General features: G+C 63.2%; 22 protein-coding genes. 13 read left to right on the forward strand and 9 right to left on the reverse strand.

Annotation, left to right across the window (positions count from 1 at the left end):
• Both LB515_RS02055 and LB515_RS02060 read right to left on the reverse strand, forming a co-directional pair.
• Positions 1–774 (reverse strand): HpcH/HpaI aldolase family protein, encoded by a 774-nt coding sequence (locus LB515_RS02055; protein ID WP_095765209.1) that lies wholly within the window; start codon positions 772–774, stop codon positions 1–3.
• 219 nt (positions 775–993) lie between these two features.
• Positions 994–1,314 carry a DUF1476 domain-containing protein gene (locus LB515_RS02060; protein WP_095765208.1) on the reverse strand — a complete coding sequence of 107 codons (321 nt, stop codon included), beginning with the start codon at positions 1,312–1,314 and terminating at the stop codon, positions 994–996.
• Between the two features lie 274 nt (positions 1,315–1,588).
• Between LB515_RS02060 and purC the strand changes: the two genes are divergently transcribed.
• From purC to LB515_RS02085, 5 genes are all read left to right on the forward strand, one after another.
• The gene (gene purC / locus LB515_RS02065; RefSeq protein ID WP_040995384.1) at positions 1,589–2,383 is read left to right on the forward strand and encodes a phosphoribosylaminoimidazolesuccinocarboxamide synthase; all 795 of its coding nucleotides are present in this window, start codon (positions 1,589–1,591) and stop codon (positions 2,381–2,383) included.
• A 63-nt stretch (positions 2,384–2,446) separates the two neighbouring features.
• Entirely contained in the window at positions 2,447–2,686 is a 240-nt protein-coding gene (gene purS / locus LB515_RS02070) for a phosphoribosylformylglycinamidine synthase subunit PurS (protein WP_095765207.1), read from the forward strand.
• A gap of 2 nt (positions 2,687–2,688) precedes the next feature.
• The gene (gene purQ, locus LB515_RS02075; RefSeq protein WP_224706583.1) at positions 2,689–3,357 is read left to right on the forward strand and encodes a phosphoribosylformylglycinamidine synthase subunit PurQ; all 669 of its coding nucleotides are present in this window, start codon (positions 2,689–2,691) and stop codon (positions 3,355–3,357) included.
• Positions 3,358–3,396: 39 nt separating this feature from the next.
• Entirely contained in the window at positions 3,397–3,807 is a 411-nt protein-coding gene (locus LB515_RS02080; protein ID WP_224706584.1) for a hypothetical protein, read from the forward strand.
• 7 nt (positions 3,808–3,814) lie between these two features.
• A complete protein-coding gene (locus LB515_RS02085) occupies positions 3,815–4,462 on the forward strand; it encodes a Pr6Pr family membrane protein (RefSeq protein WP_224706585.1) in 648 nt (215 codons plus the stop codon).
• Between the two features lie 4 nt (positions 4,463–4,466).
• Here the strand turns inward: LB515_RS02085 and LB515_RS02090 are convergent, their stop codons facing one another.
• On the reverse strand, positions 4,467–4,808 hold the full coding sequence (locus LB515_RS02090; RefSeq protein WP_411965330.1) for a DUF1127 domain-containing protein: 342 nt from the start codon (positions 4,806–4,808) through the stop codon (positions 4,467–4,469).
• Here LB515_RS02090 and LB515_RS02095 point away from each other — a divergent pair.
• The 6 genes from LB515_RS02095 (at position 4,807) to LB515_RS02120 (ending at position 11,601) form a co-directional block, all read left to right on the forward strand.
• A complete protein-coding gene (locus tag LB515_RS02095) occupies positions 4,807–6,216 on the forward strand; it encodes a PLP-dependent aminotransferase family protein (RefSeq protein ID WP_224706586.1) in 1,410 nt (469 codons plus the stop codon). The two genes, LB515_RS02090 and LB515_RS02095, sit on opposite strands and share 2 nt — an antisense overlap.
• 149 nt (positions 6,217–6,365) lie before the next feature.
• A complete protein-coding gene (purL, locus tag LB515_RS02100; RefSeq protein WP_224706587.1) occupies positions 6,366–8,597 on the forward strand; it encodes a phosphoribosylformylglycinamidine synthase subunit PurL in 2,232 nt (743 codons plus the stop codon).
• Positions 8,598–8,696: 99 nt separating this feature from the next.
• Positions 8,697–9,224: a hypothetical protein gene (locus LB515_RS02105; RefSeq protein ID WP_224706588.1), complete on the forward strand. Its 528-nt coding sequence runs from the start codon at positions 8,697–8,699 to the stop codon at positions 9,222–9,224.
• A 101-nt stretch (positions 9,225–9,325) separates the two neighbouring features.
• A complete protein-coding gene (locus LB515_RS02110; RefSeq protein ID WP_040995401.1) occupies positions 9,326–9,559 on the forward strand; it encodes a BolA/IbaG family iron-sulfur metabolism protein in 234 nt (77 codons plus the stop codon).
• A gap of 294 nt (positions 9,560–9,853) precedes the next feature.
• Entirely contained in the window at positions 9,854–10,189 is a 336-nt protein-coding gene (grxD, locus tag LB515_RS02115; protein ID WP_059185116.1) for a Grx4 family monothiol glutaredoxin, read from the forward strand.
• 188 nt (positions 10,190–10,377) lie between these two features.
• A complete protein-coding gene (locus LB515_RS02120; RefSeq protein ID WP_411962504.1) occupies positions 10,378–11,601 on the forward strand; it encodes a multidrug effflux MFS transporter in 1,224 nt (407 codons plus the stop codon).
• A gap of 45 nt (positions 11,602–11,646) precedes the next feature.
• Here the strand turns inward: LB515_RS02120 and LB515_RS02125 are convergent, their stop codons facing one another.
• The 3 genes from LB515_RS02125 to rpsD all read right to left on the reverse strand — a co-directional run bounded on the left by LB515_RS02125 (position 11,647) and on the right by rpsD (position 14,078).
• Positions 11,647–12,474 (reverse strand): inositol monophosphatase family protein, encoded by an 828-nt coding sequence (locus LB515_RS02125; protein ID WP_224706589.1) that lies wholly within the window; start codon positions 12,472–12,474, stop codon positions 11,647–11,649.
• Complete coding sequence (ttcA, locus tag LB515_RS02130) at positions 12,464–13,348, reverse strand: tRNA 2-thiocytidine(32) synthetase TtcA (RefSeq protein WP_224706765.1); 885 nt, start codon at positions 13,346–13,348, stop codon at positions 12,464–12,466. Before ttcA ends, LB515_RS02125 begins: the two co-directional genes overlap by 11 nt.
• Positions 13,349–13,460: 112 nt before the next feature.
• Positions 13,461–14,078, reverse strand: coding sequence for a 30S ribosomal protein S4 (gene rpsD, locus LB515_RS02135; RefSeq protein WP_140840172.1), 618 nt, complete (start codon positions 14,076–14,078; stop codon positions 13,461–13,463).
• Positions 14,079–14,521: 443 nt separating this feature from the next.
• Here rpsD and LB515_RS28080 point away from each other — a divergent pair, with 443 nt between their 5' ends.
• A complete protein-coding gene (locus LB515_RS28080) occupies positions 14,522–14,647 on the forward strand; it encodes a hypothetical protein (protein WP_263490154.1) in 126 nt (41 codons plus the stop codon).
• 64 nt (positions 14,648–14,711) lie between these two features.
• On the opposite strand, the gene LB515_RS02140 is transcribed toward LB515_RS28080, so the two are convergent.
• Positions 14,712–14,894, reverse strand: coding sequence for a DUF3008 family protein (locus tag LB515_RS02140; protein ID WP_095765193.1), 183 nt, complete (start codon positions 14,892–14,894; stop codon positions 14,712–14,714).
• A gap of 164 nt (positions 14,895–15,058) precedes the next feature.
• Between LB515_RS02140 and LB515_RS02145 the strand changes: the two genes are divergently transcribed.
• Positions 15,059–16,450, forward strand: coding sequence for an RNB domain-containing ribonuclease (locus LB515_RS02145; protein WP_224706590.1), 1,392 nt, complete (start codon positions 15,059–15,061; stop codon positions 16,448–16,450).
• A 3-nt stretch (positions 16,451–16,453) separates the two neighbouring features.
• On the opposite strand, the gene murI is transcribed toward LB515_RS02145, so the two are convergent.
• Together murI and LB515_RS02155 are read right to left on the reverse strand one after the other, a co-directional pair.
• The gene (gene murI / locus LB515_RS02150) at positions 16,454–17,254 is read right to left on the reverse strand and encodes a glutamate racemase (RefSeq protein WP_224601415.1); all 801 of its coding nucleotides are present in this window, start codon (positions 17,252–17,254) and stop codon (positions 16,454–16,456) included.
• Between the two features lie 174 nt (positions 17,255–17,428).
• On the reverse strand, positions 17,429–18,034 hold the full coding sequence (locus LB515_RS02155; RefSeq protein ID WP_224706591.1) for a hypothetical protein: 606 nt from the start codon (positions 18,032–18,034) through the stop codon (positions 17,429–17,431).
• Positions 18,035–18,100 lie beyond the last annotated feature (66 nt).

Raw genomic sequence — 18,100 nt, forward strand, 5'->3', positions numbered from 1 at the left:
CTAGGAGCCGATCGAATCCCGCATGCTCTTCAGCAGCGTTTTCGCGCCGAGCGAGATCAGCGTGTGGTCCGAGCCCATGGCGAGCAGCCGAAAACCCATCGACACGACGCGCCCGGCAATCGCCGGTTCGATGACATAGATCGCGGCATGCTTGCCGGCCTTGCGGGTCCGCTCGGCGATCGACGCGACCGTCTCCATCATGCTTTCCAGCGTCGAGTTGATGGTGGTGCCGTTCGACCAGGCGATCGAGAAATCCGACGGACCGACGAAGATGCCGTCGATGCCGGGCGTATCCAAAATACCGTCCAGCGCCTCGAGGGCAGCCCGCGTCTCGACCATGGCGAAAGCCATGGTGCGCTGGTTCGTGTCGCGCAGCCATTCGGCATGGTCGCCCTTGCCATGGCGCGGGAAAGCATAGGTCGGGCCCCAGGAGCGTTCGCCCAGCGGCGGATATTTCATCGCGGCGGCGAATTGCCTTGCATCGGCCACGGAGTTCACCATCGGCGCGATCACCGCCTCGGCGCCGAAATCGAGCGCGCGGCTTGCCATGTCGAAGCGTCCGACCGGAATGCGCACCAGCGCCGGCTTGTTGGCGGCGAGCACCGGCACCAGGCCGCGCAGCACGCTGTCCTCATGATGTCCGCCATGCTGCATGTCGAGGGTGACGGCGTCAAAACCCTGCTTGGCGATGATTTCGACCGTCAGCGCGTCCGGCACGCCCGACCAGGCGGTGAACAGCGTTTCGTCGGCGGCCAGGCGGGACTTGAGCGACATCGGAAGTTTCCTTGTGAACAATCCGCAGTTTTGGCCGGAAACGACGCGAAGGCAAAGAAAAACCGCCCGGCTTGGCCGAGCGGTCGATTGGTCCAGTCAGAGCAATTCCAGGAAAAGTGTGTAACGGTTTTCCGTCCGGAATTGCGTAAAAACAAAGAGATAGGGGATGATGCCGAAACGGGCAAAGCGGTTGTCGGACGACATCATGTCCGCACAGCCTCAGCTGTTCTTGATCTCCTCGATCGCCTGCGCCATCAGCTCGTCCATGGTCCGGCGGATCTGATGGTCGGACTGGGCGACGCCGGCCGCGTCAAAATCCGTGCGTATCTTGCGGAAGACATCGTGGTCGCCCGCTTCCTCGATATCGGAGACCACCACTTCCTTGGCATAGGCTTCGGCATCGGCGCCGGATTTGCCCAGTTTCTCGGCGGCCCACAGGCCAAGCGCCTTGTTGCGGCGCGCCGCGGCCTTGAAGCGAAGCTCCTCGTCGAAGGCGAATTTGCGCTCAAAACCCTCTTCGCGGTCTTTCATGCTGCTCATAACGTCCCTCCGATCAATCCGATTCGCTTGGCGGTGATTATGTGTGGTGGGCAAGCACAAACCAAAAGGCCGCGGGCCGGTCAATATGCTTCGTCGCATGCTGCGCTGCGGCATTTCAGTCCGGAAAGCGGTTGATTCGCGGGATTTGCCGATTGAGCAAACAAGACGATTGCGATAACACCGGCATTGAACGCCGCCTTCGCCATACTAATTTAGGCAGACGGGCAGGAACCGGTCACTCGCCGCTTGCCCGCAGATCCAGAGAAAAAATCAAATGAAAAATCGCCGCCGCATTTACGAAGGCAAGGCCAAGATCCTCTATGAGGGCCCTGAGCCGGGGACGCTGATCCAGTTTTTCAAGGACGATGCCACCGCTTTCAACAAGAAGAAGCATGAAGTGGTCGATGGCAAGGGCGTGCTCAACAACCGCATTTCCGAGCACATCTTCAACCACTTGAACCGGATGGGCATCCCCACCCATTTCATCCGCCGGCTCAACATGCGCGAGCAGTTGATCAAGGAAGTCGAGATCATCCCGCTCGAGGTCGTGGTGCGCAACGTCGCCGCCGGCTCGCTGTCCAAGCGCCTCGGCATCGAGGAAGGCACCGTGCTGCCGCGCTCGATCATCGAATTCTACTACAAGGCCGACGCGCTCGACGACCCGATGGTGTCGGAAGAGCACATCACCGCCTTCGGCTGGGCAAGCCCCCAGGAAATCGACGACATCATGGCCCTGGCCATCCGCGTCAACGACTTCCTGTCCGGCCTGTTCCTCGGCGTCGGCATCCAGTTGGTCGACTTCAAGATCGAATGCGGCCGCCTGTTCGAGGGCGACATGATGCGCATCGTCGTCGCCGACGAGATCTCGCCGGACTCCTGCAGACTGTGGGACGTCGCCACCCAGGACAAGCTCGACAAGGACCGTTTCCGCCGCGACATGGGCGGTCTGGTCGAAGCCTATCAGGAAGTTGCCCGCCGTCTCGGCATCATCAACGAGAACGAACCGCCGCGCCCCACGGGCCCCGTGCTCGTCGCCTCTTCCGAGGCGCCTAAGGGCCTGAAGCACTGAATATTGACGGGCCTGCCGGACAATGGCAGGCCTCCCTAACTGACGATCTGCCCAGGAGCATCGATGAAAGCCCGTATCACCGTGACCCTCAAGAACGGCGTCCTCGACCCGCAGGGCAAGGCGATCGAGCACGCGCTCTCCGGGTTGGGCTTCGATGGCGTCGGCCAAGTGCGGCAAGGCAAGGTGTTCGACATCGAACTCGCCGGAACCGACAAGGCCAAGGCCGAAGCCGACCTCAAGGCCATGTGCGACAAGCTTCTGGCGAACACGGTGATCGAGAACTACGCGGTGGAGATCGCCTGACAATGAAATCAGCCGTCGTCCTCCTGCCTGGCCTCAACCGCGACCGCGACATGATCGCGGCGCTGACCAAGATTTCCGGCCATGCGCCGGCGACCGTCTGGCAGACCGACACTGAAATCCCCGATGTCGACCTGATCGCTATCCCGGGCGGCTTCTCCTTCGGCGACTATCTGCGCTGCGGCGCCATCGCGGCGCGCATGCCGGTGATGCGCGCGGTCGCCGAAAAGGCGGCCAAGGGCGTGACCGTTATCGGCGTCTGCAACGGCTTCCAGATTCTCGTCGAGGCGGGATTGCTGCCCGGCGCCCTGATGCGCAACGCCTCGCTGAAATTCGTCTGCCGGCAGGTGAAGCTCGAGATCGCCAACGCCAACACCATGTTCACCCGCGGCTACCAGCCCGGACAGGTGATCCGCTCGCCGGTGGCGCATCATGACGGCAACTATTTCGCCGATGCCGAGACGCTTGCCCGGCTCGAAGGCGAAGGCCAGGTGGTGTTCCGCTATGCGGAAAACACCAACCCCAACGGCTCGATCAACGACATTGCCGGCATCGTCAACGACAAGGGCAATGTGCTCGGCCTGATGCCGCATCCGGAAAACCTGATCGAGGCGGCGCATGGCGGCGAGGACGGACGGGCGCTTTTCCAAAGCGCGCTCGGCATCGCTGCCTGATCCTTTAACATCCTATCGGAACGCGGGGGCGGACTGACCATGAGACTGACGATTGCTCGCCTTGCTCTCCTGGCCGCCACCGGGCTTGCCTTGGCTTCCTGCCAGTCCAGCCCCAAGACCACGCCGGTTCCCTCAGGCAAGAGCGCCTCGCTGCTCGCCATGGAACAGGTTGCCATCGCTGCGCACAAATGCTGGATCGCCAGCAAGGACCCGGCCTTCAAGCCCTACCAGATGGCCAATGAGCTCAATTCCTACAGCGGCACGCCGCGCTTCCTGCTGGTGCCCGCCAAGCATTATGGCGGCAAGCCGCTGCTGGTCGTGCAGGCGCAGGGCAGTTCCAACCGCGTCGACGCCTTTGGCCCGCTGATGAACGAGCCGCTCGGCGCGCGCATCGGTTCCGATATCGCCCGCTGGCAGGCCGGCAATCCGTCCTGCGCGGCTGCCGCCTGAGGTTGTGATGGCCCGGTTCCTGCAGACCGCGGGACTGGCTGTCGGGCTGATTGCGCTTGTTCTGCAATTCGCCATCACTATCCCGGCATCGATGGCCGCAGGCCGCGGCCTGCTCAGCTCGATCGTCTTCTATTTCAGCTTCTTCACCGTCCTGACCAACATCGCCGCTGTGATGGTGCACGCCTCGCTGCTGTCACCCGCCGGCTATGCCTGGTTCCCGGCCTTTGCCGGACCGCGGACGCGGACTGGCGTCGCCGTGGCCATAACTTTGGTTTTCATCGTCTACACCACAGTCCTGGCGAAGCTCTGGCAGCCGCGGGGTTTGTTCCTGCTCTGCGACGTCCTCTTGCACTATGTGACGCCGGCGCTGTTCGTGCTGTGGTGGCTGGTGGCGGGCGCCGATGGCAGGCGGCAGTGGAGCGACATCGCCTGGTGGATGATCTATCCGGTCGCCTATCTCGCCTACGCGCTGGTACGCGCGCCCTTCGCCGGCGAAGTACCCTACCCATTCCTCGACGTCGCCAAGAACGGCGCCGCCAACGTTGCCGTTTCGGCGCTTGGCGTCACGGACCTGTTCATCGCATTGAGCGTGCTCGCCGTGCTTGTCGATCACGGTATCGGCCGGTTGCGAAGAAAGCCCGCAACCCGAAGATAGACCATCATTCCCAAAATGGCCTGATGCCTTCGCGATGGGCGTCGCAGCGCGAGACGCCGATATCCTTGAGCTGCTCGTCCGTCATCTCCATGAGCGCGAGGCGGCCGCGCCTGCGCTCCAGCATCCGGTCGATCTGCCTTACGAGGGAACGGAGCACAACCGCTGTGCGGCCGACGAAGCCACGATGGGCCAAGGGATCGACCTGCGCGCCAGAAACCGGGCGAGCATAGCGAATTGTCTCGATTGTATCCATTGTCATTCTGCCTTGTTCCGATTGTACCTTCCCAATCGCGAGATCGATATGAATTGACTCATCGCGCGGTGCAATATAGAAAATTGTCACCATGACAAATTGGCTCCCCGATCTTTCCTCTGGCTCCGGTCCGCTCTATCAGCGCCTTGCTGACAGCATTGAGTCAGATATCGACAAGGGCGTTATCGACGCCGGTGCAAAACTGCCGCCGCAACGCGACCTCGCCTACGACATCGGCACGACCGTCGGCACCATCGGCAGGGCCTATCAGCTGCTGCGCGAGCGCGGTCTGGTCAGCGGCGAGGTCGGCCGCGGCACCTATGTGCTCGGCCAGCGCGCCGCAGACCCGAAGCCGGATTTGGAACCGGCCATCCAGGGCACGCGCCCCATCGACGCGCCGAGCGGCAAGCTGCGCTTCGACAGCACCGCCGCGCCCGATGTCGGCCAGGGCGCGGTGATAGCCGACATGCTGGCACGCACGGCGCAGGAGCATCCGCACGACATTTCGAGCTATACGCGGGATTTTCCCGAACGCTGGTATGAGGCAGGCAGCCGCTGGCTGGCACGCAATGCCTTCCGCCCCCCGCTCGATTCGATCGTGCCGACGCTGGGCACCCATGCTGCGGTCATGGCGGCGATCGCTGCGCTGACCATGCCCGGCGACTACGTGGTCTTCGAGCATCTCACCTATTCGCAGATCGCGCGCAGCGCCGGGCTGATCGGCCGCCGCACGGCGTTGGTTTCGACCGACGACGATGGTATCGACCCGGATGATTTCGAGCGCGTCTGCGCGCAGAAACATCCAAAGCTGATGTTCCTGATGCCAACCGCTAAGAACCCGACGCTGGTGACGTTGTCGGCGGAGCGACGGCAGGCGATCGCCAAGATCGCGCGCGAATACAATGTCGCGCTGATCGAGGACGATCTCTACGGCGAGCTCACCGACGACCCGACACCACTGCTGGCCGAATACGCGCCCGAGCGCACGATCGTCGCCGGCGGCCTGTCGAAGTCGGTCGCGGCAGGCGTGCGCGGCGGCTGGCTTTCCTGCCCACCGGCCTATCGCCACCGCATCCGTGTCGCGCACAAGATGATGACCGGCGGCCTGCCCTTTCTGCTGGCCGAGGTCGGCACGAGGCTGGTGATGTCGGGCCAGGCGGGCGAGATCCGCAAGCGCTGCATTGGCGAAATCCAGGCGCGCCTCGCCATCGTGCGCGAAGTGCTGGCGGGTTTTGATTTCAAGGCGCGGGACAACGTGCCCTTCGTCTGGCTGACCTTGCCGGACCCGTGGCTGTCCGGCACTTTCAAGAACGCCTGCCTGGCGCAAGGCGTGCTCATCGACGACGAGGACGAGTTCAAGGCCGGCCGCTCCGAGCAGGTCTTTCACGGCGTGCGCTTTGGCGTGTCGCAGCCGCGGCAGAGCACGGATGTCGCCGGCGGCGTCGCCGTCATCCGCCGCCTGCTTGATGAAGGCCGCGCCGGCTATGACAGTTTTTCCTGATCAAGCTGGCGAGCTCTAGGCCCTGACCTCCGCCGGCAGAGGCAGTTTTCCGGCTTTTTTCGTCATCCGGTGGGGTGTATCGCGCGAAAGCTTGCGATAAGAGGAGACTCAAAGAAACTCCCCTCTTCTACGGACAAAAATCGCCGCTCATGACCATTTCCAATTCCGTGCCGATCACCCCCGAGCTCGTCGCCGCGCATGGGCTGAAGCCGGACGAATACCAGCGCATCCTCGATCTGGTCGGCCGCGAGCCAAGCTTCACCGAGCTCGGCATCTTCTCGGCGATGTGGAACGAGCACTGCTCCTACAAGTCCTCCAAGAAATGGCTGCGCACGCTGCCGACCAGCGGTCCGCAGGTCATCCAGGGTCCAGGCGAGAATGCCGGCGTGGTCGACATCGGCGACGGCGACTGCGTCGTGTTCAAGATGGAGAGCCATAACCACCCCTCCTACATCGAACCTTATCAGGGTGCCGCGACCGGCGTCGGCGGCATCCTGCGCGACGTCTTCACAATGGGCGCCAGGCCGGTGGCGGCAATGAACGCGCTTCGCTTCGGCGCGCCGGATCATCCCAAAACCCGGCACCTTGTCGCGGGCGTGGTTTCGGGCGTCGGCGGCTACGGCAATTCCTTCGGCGTGCCGACCGTCGGCGGCGAGGTCAATTTCGATGCTCGCTACAACGGCAACATTCTGGTCAACGCTTTCGCGGCGGGTCTCGCCAAGACCAACGCCATCTTCCTGTCCCAGGCCAAGGGCGTCGGCCTGCCGGTCGTCTACCTCGGCGCCAAGACCGGGCGTGACGGCGTCGGCGGCGCCACCATGGCCTCGGCCGAATTCGATGACAAGATCGAGGAGAAGCGTCCGACCGTGCAGGTCGGAGATCCCTTCACCGAAAAATGCCTGCTGGAGGCCTGCCTCGAGCTGATGGCGTCGGGCGCCGTCATCGCCATCCAGGACATGGGTGCGGCCGGCCTCACCTGCTCGGCGGTCGAGATGGGCGCCAAGGGCGACCTCGGTATCGAGCTCGACCTCGACAAGGTGCCGGTGCGCGAGGAGCGCATGAGCGCCTATGAGATGATGCTGTCGGAAAGCCAGGAGCGCATGCTGATGGTGCTGCGCCCCGAGAAGGAAGAGGAAGCCGAGGCGATCTTCCGCAAATGGGGCCTCGACTTCGCCATTGTCGGCAAGACCACCGATGACCTGCGCTTCCGCGTCATCCACCAGGGTGACGAGGTCGCCAATCTGCCGATCAAGGAACTGGGCGACGAGGCGCCGGAATATGACCGCCCCTGGATCGAGGCGAAGAAACCCACGCCGCTTGCCGCGAACGACGCGCCGAAGGCCGACGTCGCCGACGCGCTGCTGAAAATGCTCGGCGGACCGGATCTCTCCTCGCGCCGCTGGGTGTGGGAGCAGTATGACACGCTGATCCAGGGCAATTCGCTACAGCTTCCAGGCGGCGATGCCGGCGTCGTGCGTGTCGAAGGTCACCCGACCAAGGCGCTGGCCTTCTCCTCCGACGTCACGCCGCGCTACTGCGAGGCCGACCCATACGAAGGCGGCAAGCAGGCCGTGGCCGAATGCTGGCGCAACCTGACCGCCACCGGCGCCCTGCCGCTCGCCGCCACCGACAATCTCAATTTCGGCAATCCGGAGCGGCCCGAGATCATGGGCCAGCTCGTCGGCGCCATCAAAGGCATCGGCGATGCCTGCCGCGCTCTCGGCTTCCCGATCGTGTCCGGCAATGTCTCGCTCTACAACGAGACGAACGGCCGCGGCATCCTGCCGACCCCGACGATCGGCGGCGTCGGCCTCATCGCCGACTGGTCGAAGATGGCGCGCATCGGCTTCGCCGCCGAGGGCCAGATGATCGTGCTGGTCGGCGCGCCACCGACATGGGGCAGCCATCTCGGCCAGTCCGCCTATATGCGTGACATCCATGGCCGCGCCGACGGTCCGCCGCCGCCCGTCGACCTCACGCATGAGAAGCGGGTCGGCGACCATGTGCGCTCGCTGATCGCTTCCGGCATCGTGACATCGGCCCACGATGTCTCCGACGGCGGCCTGGCGGTAGCGCTGGCCGAAATGGCTATGGCCTCCGGCATCGGCGCCACCATCCCCGGCCTCACCGGCACCGACCCGATTCCGGTCTGGTTCGGCGAGGACCAGGGCCGCTATCTGCTGACTTTGTCGATCGACCCGCAAAGCGGCGAATGGGACAGGATCCGCGACGAGCAGAGCAAGCTCGGCATCTTCGCGCCGTGGATCGGCACCACCGGCGGACGTGAATTGAAGCTGGGTGACGCGCGGCCGATCCCGGTCAGTGAATTGACCGCCGCCCATGAGGGCTGGTTCCCGCGCTTCATGGATCAGGCCAGTTGACCAGAAGCATGTCTCCCGAAAGTGTGCAGCGGTTTCGGGAAAAAGACATGCTTACGACAAAAACAAAAGACTTAACTCATGTCGCATAAATCCTTTTTTATGCGACATGATTTAACCGCCAGGGCGCTGGTCGCAGTCGTCTTCTGGCCGTCCCTGTTCTTCTTCTGGTTTCTCGGACCGTTCGTCCTGTTCCTGCTGTCGACGACCTCGAGCGAGGTCTGCCAGCGGCTGGAAACCCGCGCCGAGTTCCTGGCGGCGGCAAACGGCACGCTGCCGATGCTCATCGTGCAGACCCTGATCTACGCAGTTCCAATCGCCTGCCTCGTGCTGTGGAACAGGCTTTCTCCGGAGCCGGCGCGGGCAAGGCACATCGCAACCTGCATCAAGCTCTTTGCCGTCGCCGCCGTGGTCGGGGCGGTTTGGGACTATGGCTCGTCCTTGATCTGCGACGGCTACGGTCAGGCCTTCTTCTCAACCGCATGGCGGATGACGAGCTATCTTCCCATCGTGGGCCTGCTGATCAACGTCCCGCTCTACGTACTGGTCTTCAGCCTCGGCCGCGCCTATTCGACGCGCGATGACATCAGCGAGGACGGTGTGGTTCATCCGAGCCAGGATAATTCCTAGGCTTCCTCCTGCGACGGAACGGCTTCAATCCGGGCTGGAAAGGTTCTAGGCTCACCCCGAGTCACACCACACAGCCTGCCCGCTTGAAACAGGATTTTGCCATGGCAATGGATGCCCACGACATCGAAAAACTGATCAAGGAAGGCATTCCCGACGCCAAGGTGACGATCCGCGATCTGGCCGGCGACGGCGATCACTATGCGGCCGAAGTGGTGGCCGAGAGTTTCCGGGGCAAAAGCCGCGTCCAGCAGCACCAGATGGTCTATGACGCGCTGAAGGGCAAGATGGGCGGTGTCCTGCATGCTCTGGCGCTGCAGACCAGCGTTCCGGACTAGTGGTTGAAATCTGACGGCTGGAACTGGAGTTGTCGGTTCATCGCGCTTGGTGAAGATATGCGCAACGGGTCACAGCTCCGAGGGGGCAGATCTGGGCCGGGAGACGTCTTCCGCGTCGGGCACCAAGCTCAGATTCATCACTACGAATCCACCGTCACTCGGTTTGGCCCAAACCGCGCCGACTTTTGCGCCATTGGGCCAGCGTCACGGCTAACGTCTTGTTTCAGCCAACCTATGGGTTTATTTGAAGGACCTGCTTCGAGCCTGACTCCCACAGGCATGAAAGGATTGTCCATGACCGGCATCAACGACTACATCGATAATGAAGTGAAGAGCAACGACGTCGTGCTCTTCATGAAGGGCACCCCCGGCTTCCCGCAATGCGGGTTCTCCGGCCAGGTGGTGCAGATCCTCGACTATATCGGGGCCGACTACAAAGGCGTCAACGTGCTCGACTCGGCCGAATTGCGCCAGGGCATCAAGGATTATTCCAACTGGCCGACCATCCCGCAGCTCTATGTGAAGGGCGAATTCGTCGGCGGTTGCGACATCGTGCGCGAGATGTTCCAAGCCGGTGAATTGCAGGACTTCCTGGTCGAAAAGGGCGTCAGCGTCAAAGGCGCCGCCTGATCGGATTGCGTCGGCGACCGGCCGGCGGACACTAGCTTCCGGGGCTGCCCCCACCTCGGCATTGTAGTTCTCGGATTCGAGAACGAGACGAATGGATGCGCCGGTAATCCGGCGCATGTTCGTTTGAAGAATCGGATTTCGCGGTGGACAAGCAGGCAGCAGCGCAGCAATCGGCAACAAGCTTGCCCATTCCGCGCTGGGAATTCATCGCGCTCTGCGCGGCGCTCATGGCGCTCAACTCCCTGGCCATCGACATCATGCTGCCGGCGCTTCAGCAGATCGGCGCCTCGCTCGGCGTCGAGAGCGAGAACCATCGCCAATATGTCATCACCGCCTATATGCTTGGCTTCGGCGGCGGACAGCTTTTCTTCGGACCCATTTCGGATCGCTTCGGGCGCCGTGCGCCATTGGTCTTCGGCCTGGTCGTCTACGTCGCCGCCGCGGCTGCCGCCGCCGTCGCGCCGAGTTTCGCCCTGTTGCTGACCTGCCGCCTGATACAAGGCTTCGGCGCGGCGGCGACCCGCGTCATCGCCGTCTCGATCGTGCGCGACACGTTCGAAGGGCGGCGCATGGCCGAGGTGATGTCCCTGATTTTCATGGTGTTCATGGCAATTCCGGTGGTCGCGCCCGGCATCGGCCAGTTTGTCATGCTGTTTGCCAGTTGGCATTGGATTTTCGTCACCATGGCCATCGGTGCGCTGGTCGTGTCGGCGTGGGCGCTGTTGCGCCTGCCCGAGACGCTGCATCCGGAATATCGCCGACCGCTGACGGTAAGCTCCGTCGCCGGCGGCTTCCGCATCGTGCTCACCAACCGCCTCACGCTTTGCTACGCCTTTGCCAGCACCTTCATCTTCGCGGCCATGTTCGGCTTCATCAGCTCGGCCCAGCAGATCTATATCGACATCTTCCATGTCGGCGAATTGTTCCCGCTGATCTTTGCCGGCGTCGCCGGCGTGCTGGCTTTCTCGAACTATCTGAATTCGCGGCTGGTCGGACAGATCGGCATGCGCCGCCTGTCGCAGGGCGCGCTGCTTGTCTTCCTGTGCATCAGCCTTGCCTGGCTCGTCGTCTCGCTCGAAATGAAAATGCCGCTCTGGCTCTTCATCGCGTTTTTTGCCGGCGCGATGCTGCCGTTCGGCGGACTTGGCGCGAATTTCAACGCTTTGGCCATGGAGCCGCTCGGCGAGCTCGCCGGCACCGCCGCGTCCATCCTGGGCTTCATGCAGACCTTCCTCGGCGCCATCATCGGCGCGCTGATCGGCCAGGCCTATAACGGCACGGTGACGCCTCTGGCCGCCGGCTTCTGCACCGTCTCGGTCGCGGCTCTGCTGATGATCCTGATCGCCGAGCGGGGCAGGATGTTCCAGCCTCACAATCCCCCTGTTTCGGGGCACATCACCGATCTGCATTAAATGCTGTATGGCCGGCAGCTTTGCCGGCCAGAGCCGGCACGGCCCCTATTCCGCCCAGAGCTCGCGTCGCAACTCGTCCCAGCTTTGCTTGTCCGGCGCCACCAGCAGGCCGCCATCGACATGCGAGGGAAGGTAGGCGCTGCCGTCGACGCGCGCGACATGGCCGCCGGCTTCCTGGTGGATCAGCGCCCCGGCGAGATGGTCCCAGGGCATCAGCTTGTTGTAGAGCACGAAATGGGCGTGGCCGCTGGCCAGAAGCCGGTATTCATGCGCCGCGCAGCGATAGGCGAATTGCGACAGCGTCTTGGTCTGGTTGCGGGCGAGCCGCGAGCGTTCGGGTTCTTGAAGAAACTGCCAGGAAACGGAACCGGTCATCTGCGACATCGGCACCGGCGCCGCGACGCGAACCTTCTCCAGCGCGCCATGCGCATGGCGGATATGGCTGCCGGCGCCTTTGGTCCCGATCAGCCAGTCCTTGCCGACCGGGTCATGGATGATGCCGGCGACGGTCTCGCCATTGACGACGACGCCGGCCATGACACCGAACAGCGGCACGCCGGAAGCGAAATTGAAAGTGCCGTCGACCGGATCGATAACGAAGGCAAGCGCAGCATCGCCAAGGCCGGACAGCAGCGCCGGGTTATCGGAGCAGGCTTCCTCGCCGACCACCATGGCGTCGGGGAAGCGCTCGCGCAGCCTAGCGGTGATCAGCCTCTCGGCGTTGACGTCCGCCTCAGTGACGAGGTCGGCGGCGGATGTCTTCCGGCGCACGTCGCCCTCGCCCAGCCGGCGGAAGCGCGGCATGATTTCGGCGTTTGCGGCACCGGCGAGAAGCTCGGCCAGCCAGTCGATCGCGTTATCGTCAAATCGCATCGGAAATGTCTTGTCCCGGGTTTGCGTCGAGCCCCGCGAAGTCGAACAGCTTCCTGTCCAGGAGATGCGAGGGCCTTACATTGGCCATGGCGCGGATCATCGTGTCCTTGCGGCCCGGCATGCGCTTCTCGATGTCATCGAGCATCGCCTTCATGGCGTTGCGCTGCAGCCCTTCCTGGCTGCCGCAGAGGTCGCACGGGATGATCGGGAATTTCATCGCGTTGGCGAATTTTTCGAGGTCGGCCTCAGCGCTATAGGCGAGCGGCCGCAGCACCATGACGTCGCCTTCGTCATTGAGGAGCTTGGGCGGCATAGCAGCGAGGCGACCGCCATGGAACAGGTTCATGAAGAAGGTTTCGAGGATGTCCTCTCGGTGATGGCCAAGCACCAGCGCCGAACACCCTTCCTCGCGCGCGATGCGGTACAGATGGCCGCGCCGCAACCGCGAGCAAAGCGAGCAATAGGTGCTGCCCTGCGGCAGCTTGTCGGTCACCACCGAATAGGTGTCCTGGTATTCGATGCGGTGGGCGATGCCGTTGGCATTGAGATAGTCGGGCAGAATGTGCTTCGGGAAATTCGGCTGGCCCTGGTCGAGATTGCAGGCAAGCAGCTCGACCGGCAGCAGGCCGCGCCATTTGAGGTCGAGCAAAAGGGCCAGCAGGCCGTAAGAATCCTTGCCGCCCGACAGCGCCACCAGCCAGCGTTCGCCCGGCTTCACCATGGTGAAATCCTCGATCGCCTGGCGGGTGAGCCTCAACAGCCGCTTGCGCAGCTTGTTGAACTCGACCGAGGACGGCACGTCGCGGAACAGCGGGTGGAAACCGCCGTCGGTCTCATCGTCGATCGCCTCGAGGGTTTTGACATCTGGCAGCATATTCATGGCGCCGGCCCCATGGTCCTGTTGGCGCCCGGCTTAGCGGACCTGACCGCCAAAGAAAAGGCCGCCTCGAAAGGCGGCCTTGGATGCACCGGCTGATTGATGTCGATCAGCGCGAGTAGAATTCGACGACCAGGTTCGGTTCCATCTGCACGGCGAACGGAACGTCCGAAAGGCCGGGAACGCGAGCGAAGGTCGCGGTCATCTTGTTGTGGTCGGCTTCGATGTAATCCGGCACGTCGCGCTCGGCGAGAGCGACCGATTCCAGCACAATCACGAGCTGCTTCGACTTCTCGCGCACCTCGATGACGTCGCCCGGCTTGCAGCGATACGAGCCGATGTTCGTGCGCTTGCCGTTGACGTTGACATGGCCGTGGTTGACGAACTGACGGGCGGCGAAGATGGTCGGCACGAACTTGGCGCGGTAGACCACCGCGTCGAGACGCGACTCGAGCAGGCCGATCAGGTTCTCGGAGGTATCGCCCTTGCGGCGGTTGGCCTCTTCATAGACCTTGCGGAACTGCTTTTCCGAAACGTCGCCATAGTGACCCTTCAGCTTCTGCTTGGCGCGCAGCTGCAGGCCGAAATCGGAAAGCTTGCCCTTGCGGCGCTGGCCGTGCTGGCCGGGACCGTATTCACGCTTGTTGACCGGGGACTTCGGACGGCCCCAGATATTTTCGCCGAGACGGCGGTCGATCTTGTATTTCGCGGATTCGCGCTTGCTCATCGCATTCCCTTTCAAAACAATATACCCGGAACCCCATGGCTCCGGGCGAAGGAAACGCGCCCTCCTCTGGCCTCCGTTTTCGAGACCTGACAGGGTTTTCCACGCAAAGCGACGGAAAACCCACGGGACACGTCAAAAGAAACCACCGGGCGTCGCCACCCGGTGTTGGTGGGCCTGTTAAACAGAGATTTAACCGGTGTCAAGCTTACGGCTGGCAGCGCGGGTCGCAACCCGATAATTTCCCGCGTGGCGTGCGGTGCCGGTTGTGGCGAAGGCCGTCGGCAGCAGAGCGGCTTGTGCTTCCAAGGAGCTGCCCTGCTCTGCCATCTTAATCAAGGGACTGGAGCAGAGGAGTCCGAATTCCCATGAAGAAGTTCTTCCTTACCCTGACCGGGGCCGCTGTATTGGCGGGATCTATGGCGGTTATGACCCCGGAACCTGCCATGGCCAGGCATTGGAGCGGCCACAGGCAGATATGCCGCGTCGTGGTGACGAAAAGAGTGGTCTGGCGCCACGGCCATCGCCACGTCATCCGTTACAAGACCAAACGCTGCTGGTGGCGCCGCTAGCTCATCTTGCGCCAAAAGGGGTTGACGGAGGCCTGCGGCCGACGCCGCAGGCCTTTCACTCGATCTACGACTTCTTGCTGGGCAGACTTTTGCGCTTGGTCTCGGCGAACTCCTCGAGCTGCTTTTCGCTCATCGATTCATACATTTCGCGCGAAGCGCCCTTGAGCTCGCTCTTCTTCGTCTCCCCGCGCTTGGCGGACAGCGCTGCGCCGGCGGCCTTTTGCTGGGCTTGCGATTTGGCGGGCATGGCGGTTTCTCCCTTTGCTGTGAGAAGAAACGCCGGGCTGAAGCGGCAGTTCCAGCGGCTACGGCCCGGCCCGTGGGCCTGCTTGAGTTGGCGATTAGGCTGCCGAGCTTGGCGATATCCTGGCAAGCCTTCCCGCGCCCGGAATGCCAGTGTAGGACGGTTGCATGAAATCCCTGAACGATCCCTCACAGGCGCTTTCCACCGGCCTTGCGAAAATTCGCGCAGAATTCCACGTGCCGGAAGGATTTCCGCCTGCGGTTATGGCCGCGGCTGAGGCGGCGGCAAAGCGTGTGCCCGACCAGCATGCCGACCGGACGGCAATGCCCTTCGTCACGCTCGATCCGGCGAGTTCCACCGATCTCGACCAGGCCTTCTCGATCGAAGCCAGCGGCGGCGATCTTCTCTTGCACTATGCCATTGCCGACGTGGCCTGGTTCGTCGAGGACGGCGATACGATTGATACCGAAGCCTGGAACCGAGGCGAGACGCTTTACTTGCCGGACGGCAAGGCCGGGCTCTACCCGCCGGTGCTCGCCGAGGCCGCGGCAAGCCTGTTGCCCGATGGACCGCGTCCTGCGGTCGTCTTCACGATCCGGGTTGCCGGAGACGGTGCGGTGAAGCTGGACAGCGCGGAGCGGGTCATCATTCAAAGCCGCGCCAAGCTCGCCTATGACAGCATCAAGGCCGACGACGTTCCGGCCGGCTTCGCGGAACTGGCGCGGCGTATGGCGGCAAACGAACAACGCCGCGGCGCTTCGCGCGTCGATCCGCCCGAGCAGGAGGTGGAAAGGCTCGCCGACGGCACGTTCCGGCTTTCGTTCAGGCCGCTACTGCAATCCGAGCAGGACAATGCAGCACTTTCGCTGGCCGCCAATATGGCGATTGCCGATGCCATGCTGGCCCACAAGACCGGCTTGTTCCGGGTGATGTCGGGGCCGGACGCCTCCAAGGTGCAACGGCTGCGCAACGCGGCACAGGCGCTCGGCCTGTCCTGGCCGGCCTCCACCAGCTTGCGCGACTATCAACGCACGCTCGATCCGGCCGACCCGAAACAGGCGGCGCTAATGCTGGAAATCCGCCGCGCAGGCAACGGCGCGTCCTACCAACCCTATCAGGAGGGCGTCGTCCCCTGGCATGAGGCGATGGCCGCGACCTATGCCCACGCCACCGCGCCGCTCAGGCGGCTGGCCGACCGCTACGTCCTGCGCTGCGCGCTGGCGATCGCCAATGGCCAGCCCGTGCCGCAGGCCGTCACCGACGCCTTCGCCAGATTGCCGAAGGTGATGGGGCGCGCGGATGCCCGCGCCTCGCAGATCAGCCACGCGGCAATCGACCTTGCCGAGGCGGTGATGCTCAAGGGACATGAGGGCGAGACGTTCGAGGCCGTCGTCACCGACTTCGTCGACCGTGGCGTGCGCGTGCAGCTTGCCGACATGCCGGTCGTTGCCAGCGTGAAGGCTTCAGGGCTCAGACAGGGCGACGGCCTGACGCTAAGGCTGGTTTCGGCCGATCCGGATCAACGCAGCATCGTCTTCGAACCTGCCGCGCCGGCTTGAGCGCTAAGGCGCGGTCAGTCCAAAGCCCTGGATGAGCCGCCTCGTGGCGAAATCCACCTTGCCCGAGGTGAAAACGGCAAGATCGGGCTCACTTACGCCGGATGTGTCCCCAACGGGTTCAAGCAGCGACATGGCGCGCCGCGCGATCGCTTCGGCCGGATCGATCCAGTCGACCGGCCAGGGCGCGGTCTTGCGCATGCGGTTGGCGAGAAATGGGTAATGCGTGCAGGCAAGCACGACGATGTCGGTGCGGTTGCCGTCGCGCTCGATGAAGCAGGGCGCAATTTCGGCGCGCACGGCTTCTTCGTCGACGAAACCCTGGCGCATATAGATCTCGGCGAGCCCCGCCAGCCGATCGCTGCCGACCAGGCGCACATGGCATTTCTGCGCCCATTTGCTGATCAGGTCGCGCGTGTATTGGCGCTTCACAGTGCCCGGCGTCGCCAGCACCGATACCAGGCCGGAGCGGGTGCGTTCGGCCGCCGGCTTGATCGCCGGAACGGTGCCGACAAAGGGATGGCCGGGGAATTTGTCGCGCAGCGCATCGATCACCAGCGTTGAGGCTGTATTGCAGGCAATGACCGAAATCGCCGGCTGGAGCCGGTCGAGCAATTTGCCGAACAGCGCAAGGATGTGTTCCTTGAGCGCCGGCTCTTCCCAGGCGCCATAGGGAAACGCCGCGTCGTCGGCGACATAGACGAAGCGGCGGTCGGGCATCAGCACGCGCGCCTCGCGCAGCACGGTCAGCCCGCCGACACCGGAATCGAACATCAGGATCGGGCGCTGGCTTGATCGATCGCTCATTGTCATCCGGTTATGAGAAACGACAGGCCCGGAATTGGACCGACGCGCTTCTATCGCGAATGATCGTGGTCTTGAAGAGGCGAATGCGAGCAGCTTTTGCGCAGTCGCTAGAACATGATGCCGAAAAGTGTCAAGCGGCTTTCGGACGACATCATGCCCTATCTCTAAAATCACTCATATCCCGCGCTTGCCGAAACCGGCCGGGCGCGGTCTGCCGAAAGGCTGCGGCGCGGGTGGGATGAGTGCGGCTGAAGCGCCAACCGCGGCGCGTGGAGCGGCCGGCACAGCGGCGCGTGCAGCGCGCGTCGATGCCGGCAGCGGGCCATCGAAGTCGAAGACATCGGTCAATTCATCGATGTTGCTGCCCGCGACGGGCTTCGCCCACCAAATGGTGCACCAGAGGCCGAATACCGAAAACCCAAGCAGGTTCAGCCCGCCCGGAATGCTCTCGGGGTCGCCGAATTTGACGACCAGCAGCACGCCTGCCTGCAGAAGGGCATAGACAGCCGAAAGGGCGATGTAGGCCCACAGGATCCAGCGGCGTCCGTTGGCGTCGCGGGTGCGGCGCGAGGCGATGTTGCCGCGAAGCGCGACAAAGATGAGAGAGGCGATGAGGACCGCGCCTGCCATGCCCTGGCGCGACGGACTGGGCCCTGAATTGAGCAGCCCTTCGAAACCGATCGTGCTGACAATGCAGATGACGATCACCGCAGTTTCGGCTACGGCGAGACCGAGAGAGTAAAGGAAAAAGCGCAGTCGACCAATATTGGACGTAAACATGTGCCACCCCCACTATTGCAGCAAGGATGAGGCGCAACCGAATAAAATTCGGTTACTTCAAATGCT

Source organism: Mesorhizobium sp. CA15 (assembly GCF_020165215.1).
GTDB lineage: Bacteria > Pseudomonadota > Alphaproteobacteria > Rhizobiales > Rhizobiaceae > Mesorhizobium.

Coding starts and splice junctions, on each gene's coding strand:
- LB515_RS02085 (WP_224706585.1), top strand. CDS start 3,815: ATGGCCCGGTTCCTGCAGACCGCGGGACTGGCTGTCGGGCTGATTGCG.
- purL (WP_224706587.1), top strand. CDS start 6,366: ATGACCATTTCCAATTCCGTGCCGATCACCCCCGAGCTCGTCGCCGCG.
- rpsD (WP_140840172.1), bottom strand. CDS start 14,078: ATGAGCAAGCGCGAATCCGCGAAATACAAGATCGACCGCCGTCTCGGC.
- LB515_RS02080 (WP_224706584.1), top strand. CDS start 3,397: ATGAGACTGACGATTGCTCGCCTTGCTCTCCTGGCCGCCACCGGGCTT.
- purC (WP_040995384.1), top strand. CDS start 1,589: ATGAAAAATCGCCGCCGCATTTACGAAGGCAAGGCCAAGATCCTCTAT.
- LB515_RS02145 (WP_224706590.1), top strand. CDS start 15,059: ATGAAATCCCTGAACGATCCCTCACAGGCGCTTTCCACCGGCCTTGCG.
- LB515_RS02090 (WP_411965330.1), bottom strand. CDS start 4,808: ATGGTGACAATTTTCTATATTGCACCGCGCGATGAGTCAATTCATATC.
- LB515_RS02110 (WP_040995401.1), top strand. CDS start 9,326: ATGGCAATGGATGCCCACGACATCGAAAAACTGATCAAGGAAGGCATT.
- LB515_RS02105 (WP_224706588.1), top strand. CDS start 8,697: ATGCGACATGATTTAACCGCCAGGGCGCTGGTCGCAGTCGTCTTCTGG.
- grxD (WP_059185116.1), top strand. CDS start 9,854: ATGACCGGCATCAACGACTACATCGATAATGAAGTGAAGAGCAACGAC.
- murI (WP_224601415.1), bottom strand. CDS start 17,254: ATGAGCGATCGATCAAGCCAGCGCCCGATCCTGATGTTCGATTCCGGT.
- LB515_RS02095 (WP_224706586.1), top strand. CDS start 4,807: ATGACAAATTGGCTCCCCGATCTTTCCTCTGGCTCCGGTCCGCTCTAT.
- purS (WP_095765207.1), top strand. CDS start 2,447: ATGAAAGCCCGTATCACCGTGACCCTCAAGAACGGCGTCCTCGACCCG.
- LB515_RS02125 (WP_224706589.1), bottom strand. CDS start 12,474: ATGCGATTTGACGATAACGCGATCGACTGGCTGGCCGAGCTTCTCGCC.
- LB515_RS28080 (WP_263490154.1), top strand. CDS start 14,522: ATGGCCAGGCATTGGAGCGGCCACAGGCAGATATGCCGCGTCGTGGTG.
- purQ (WP_224706583.1), top strand. CDS start 2,689: ATGAAATCAGCCGTCGTCCTCCTGCCTGGCCTCAACCGCGACCGCGAC.
- LB515_RS02140 (WP_095765193.1), bottom strand. CDS start 14,894: ATGCCCGCCAAATCGCAAGCCCAGCAAAAGGCCGCCGGCGCAGCGCTG.
- LB515_RS02060 (WP_095765208.1), bottom strand. CDS start 1,314: ATGAGCAGCATGAAAGACCGCGAAGAGGGTTTTGAGCGCAAATTCGCC.
- ttcA (WP_224706765.1), bottom strand. CDS start 13,348: ATGCTGCCAGATGTCAAAACCCTCGAGGCGATCGACGATGAGACCGAC.
- LB515_RS02055 (WP_095765209.1), bottom strand. CDS start 774: ATGTCGCTCAAGTCCCGCCTGGCCGCCGACGAAACGCTGTTCACCGCC.
- LB515_RS02155 (WP_224706591.1), bottom strand. CDS start 18,034: ATGTTTACGTCCAATATTGGTCGACTGCGCTTTTTCCTTTACTCTCTC.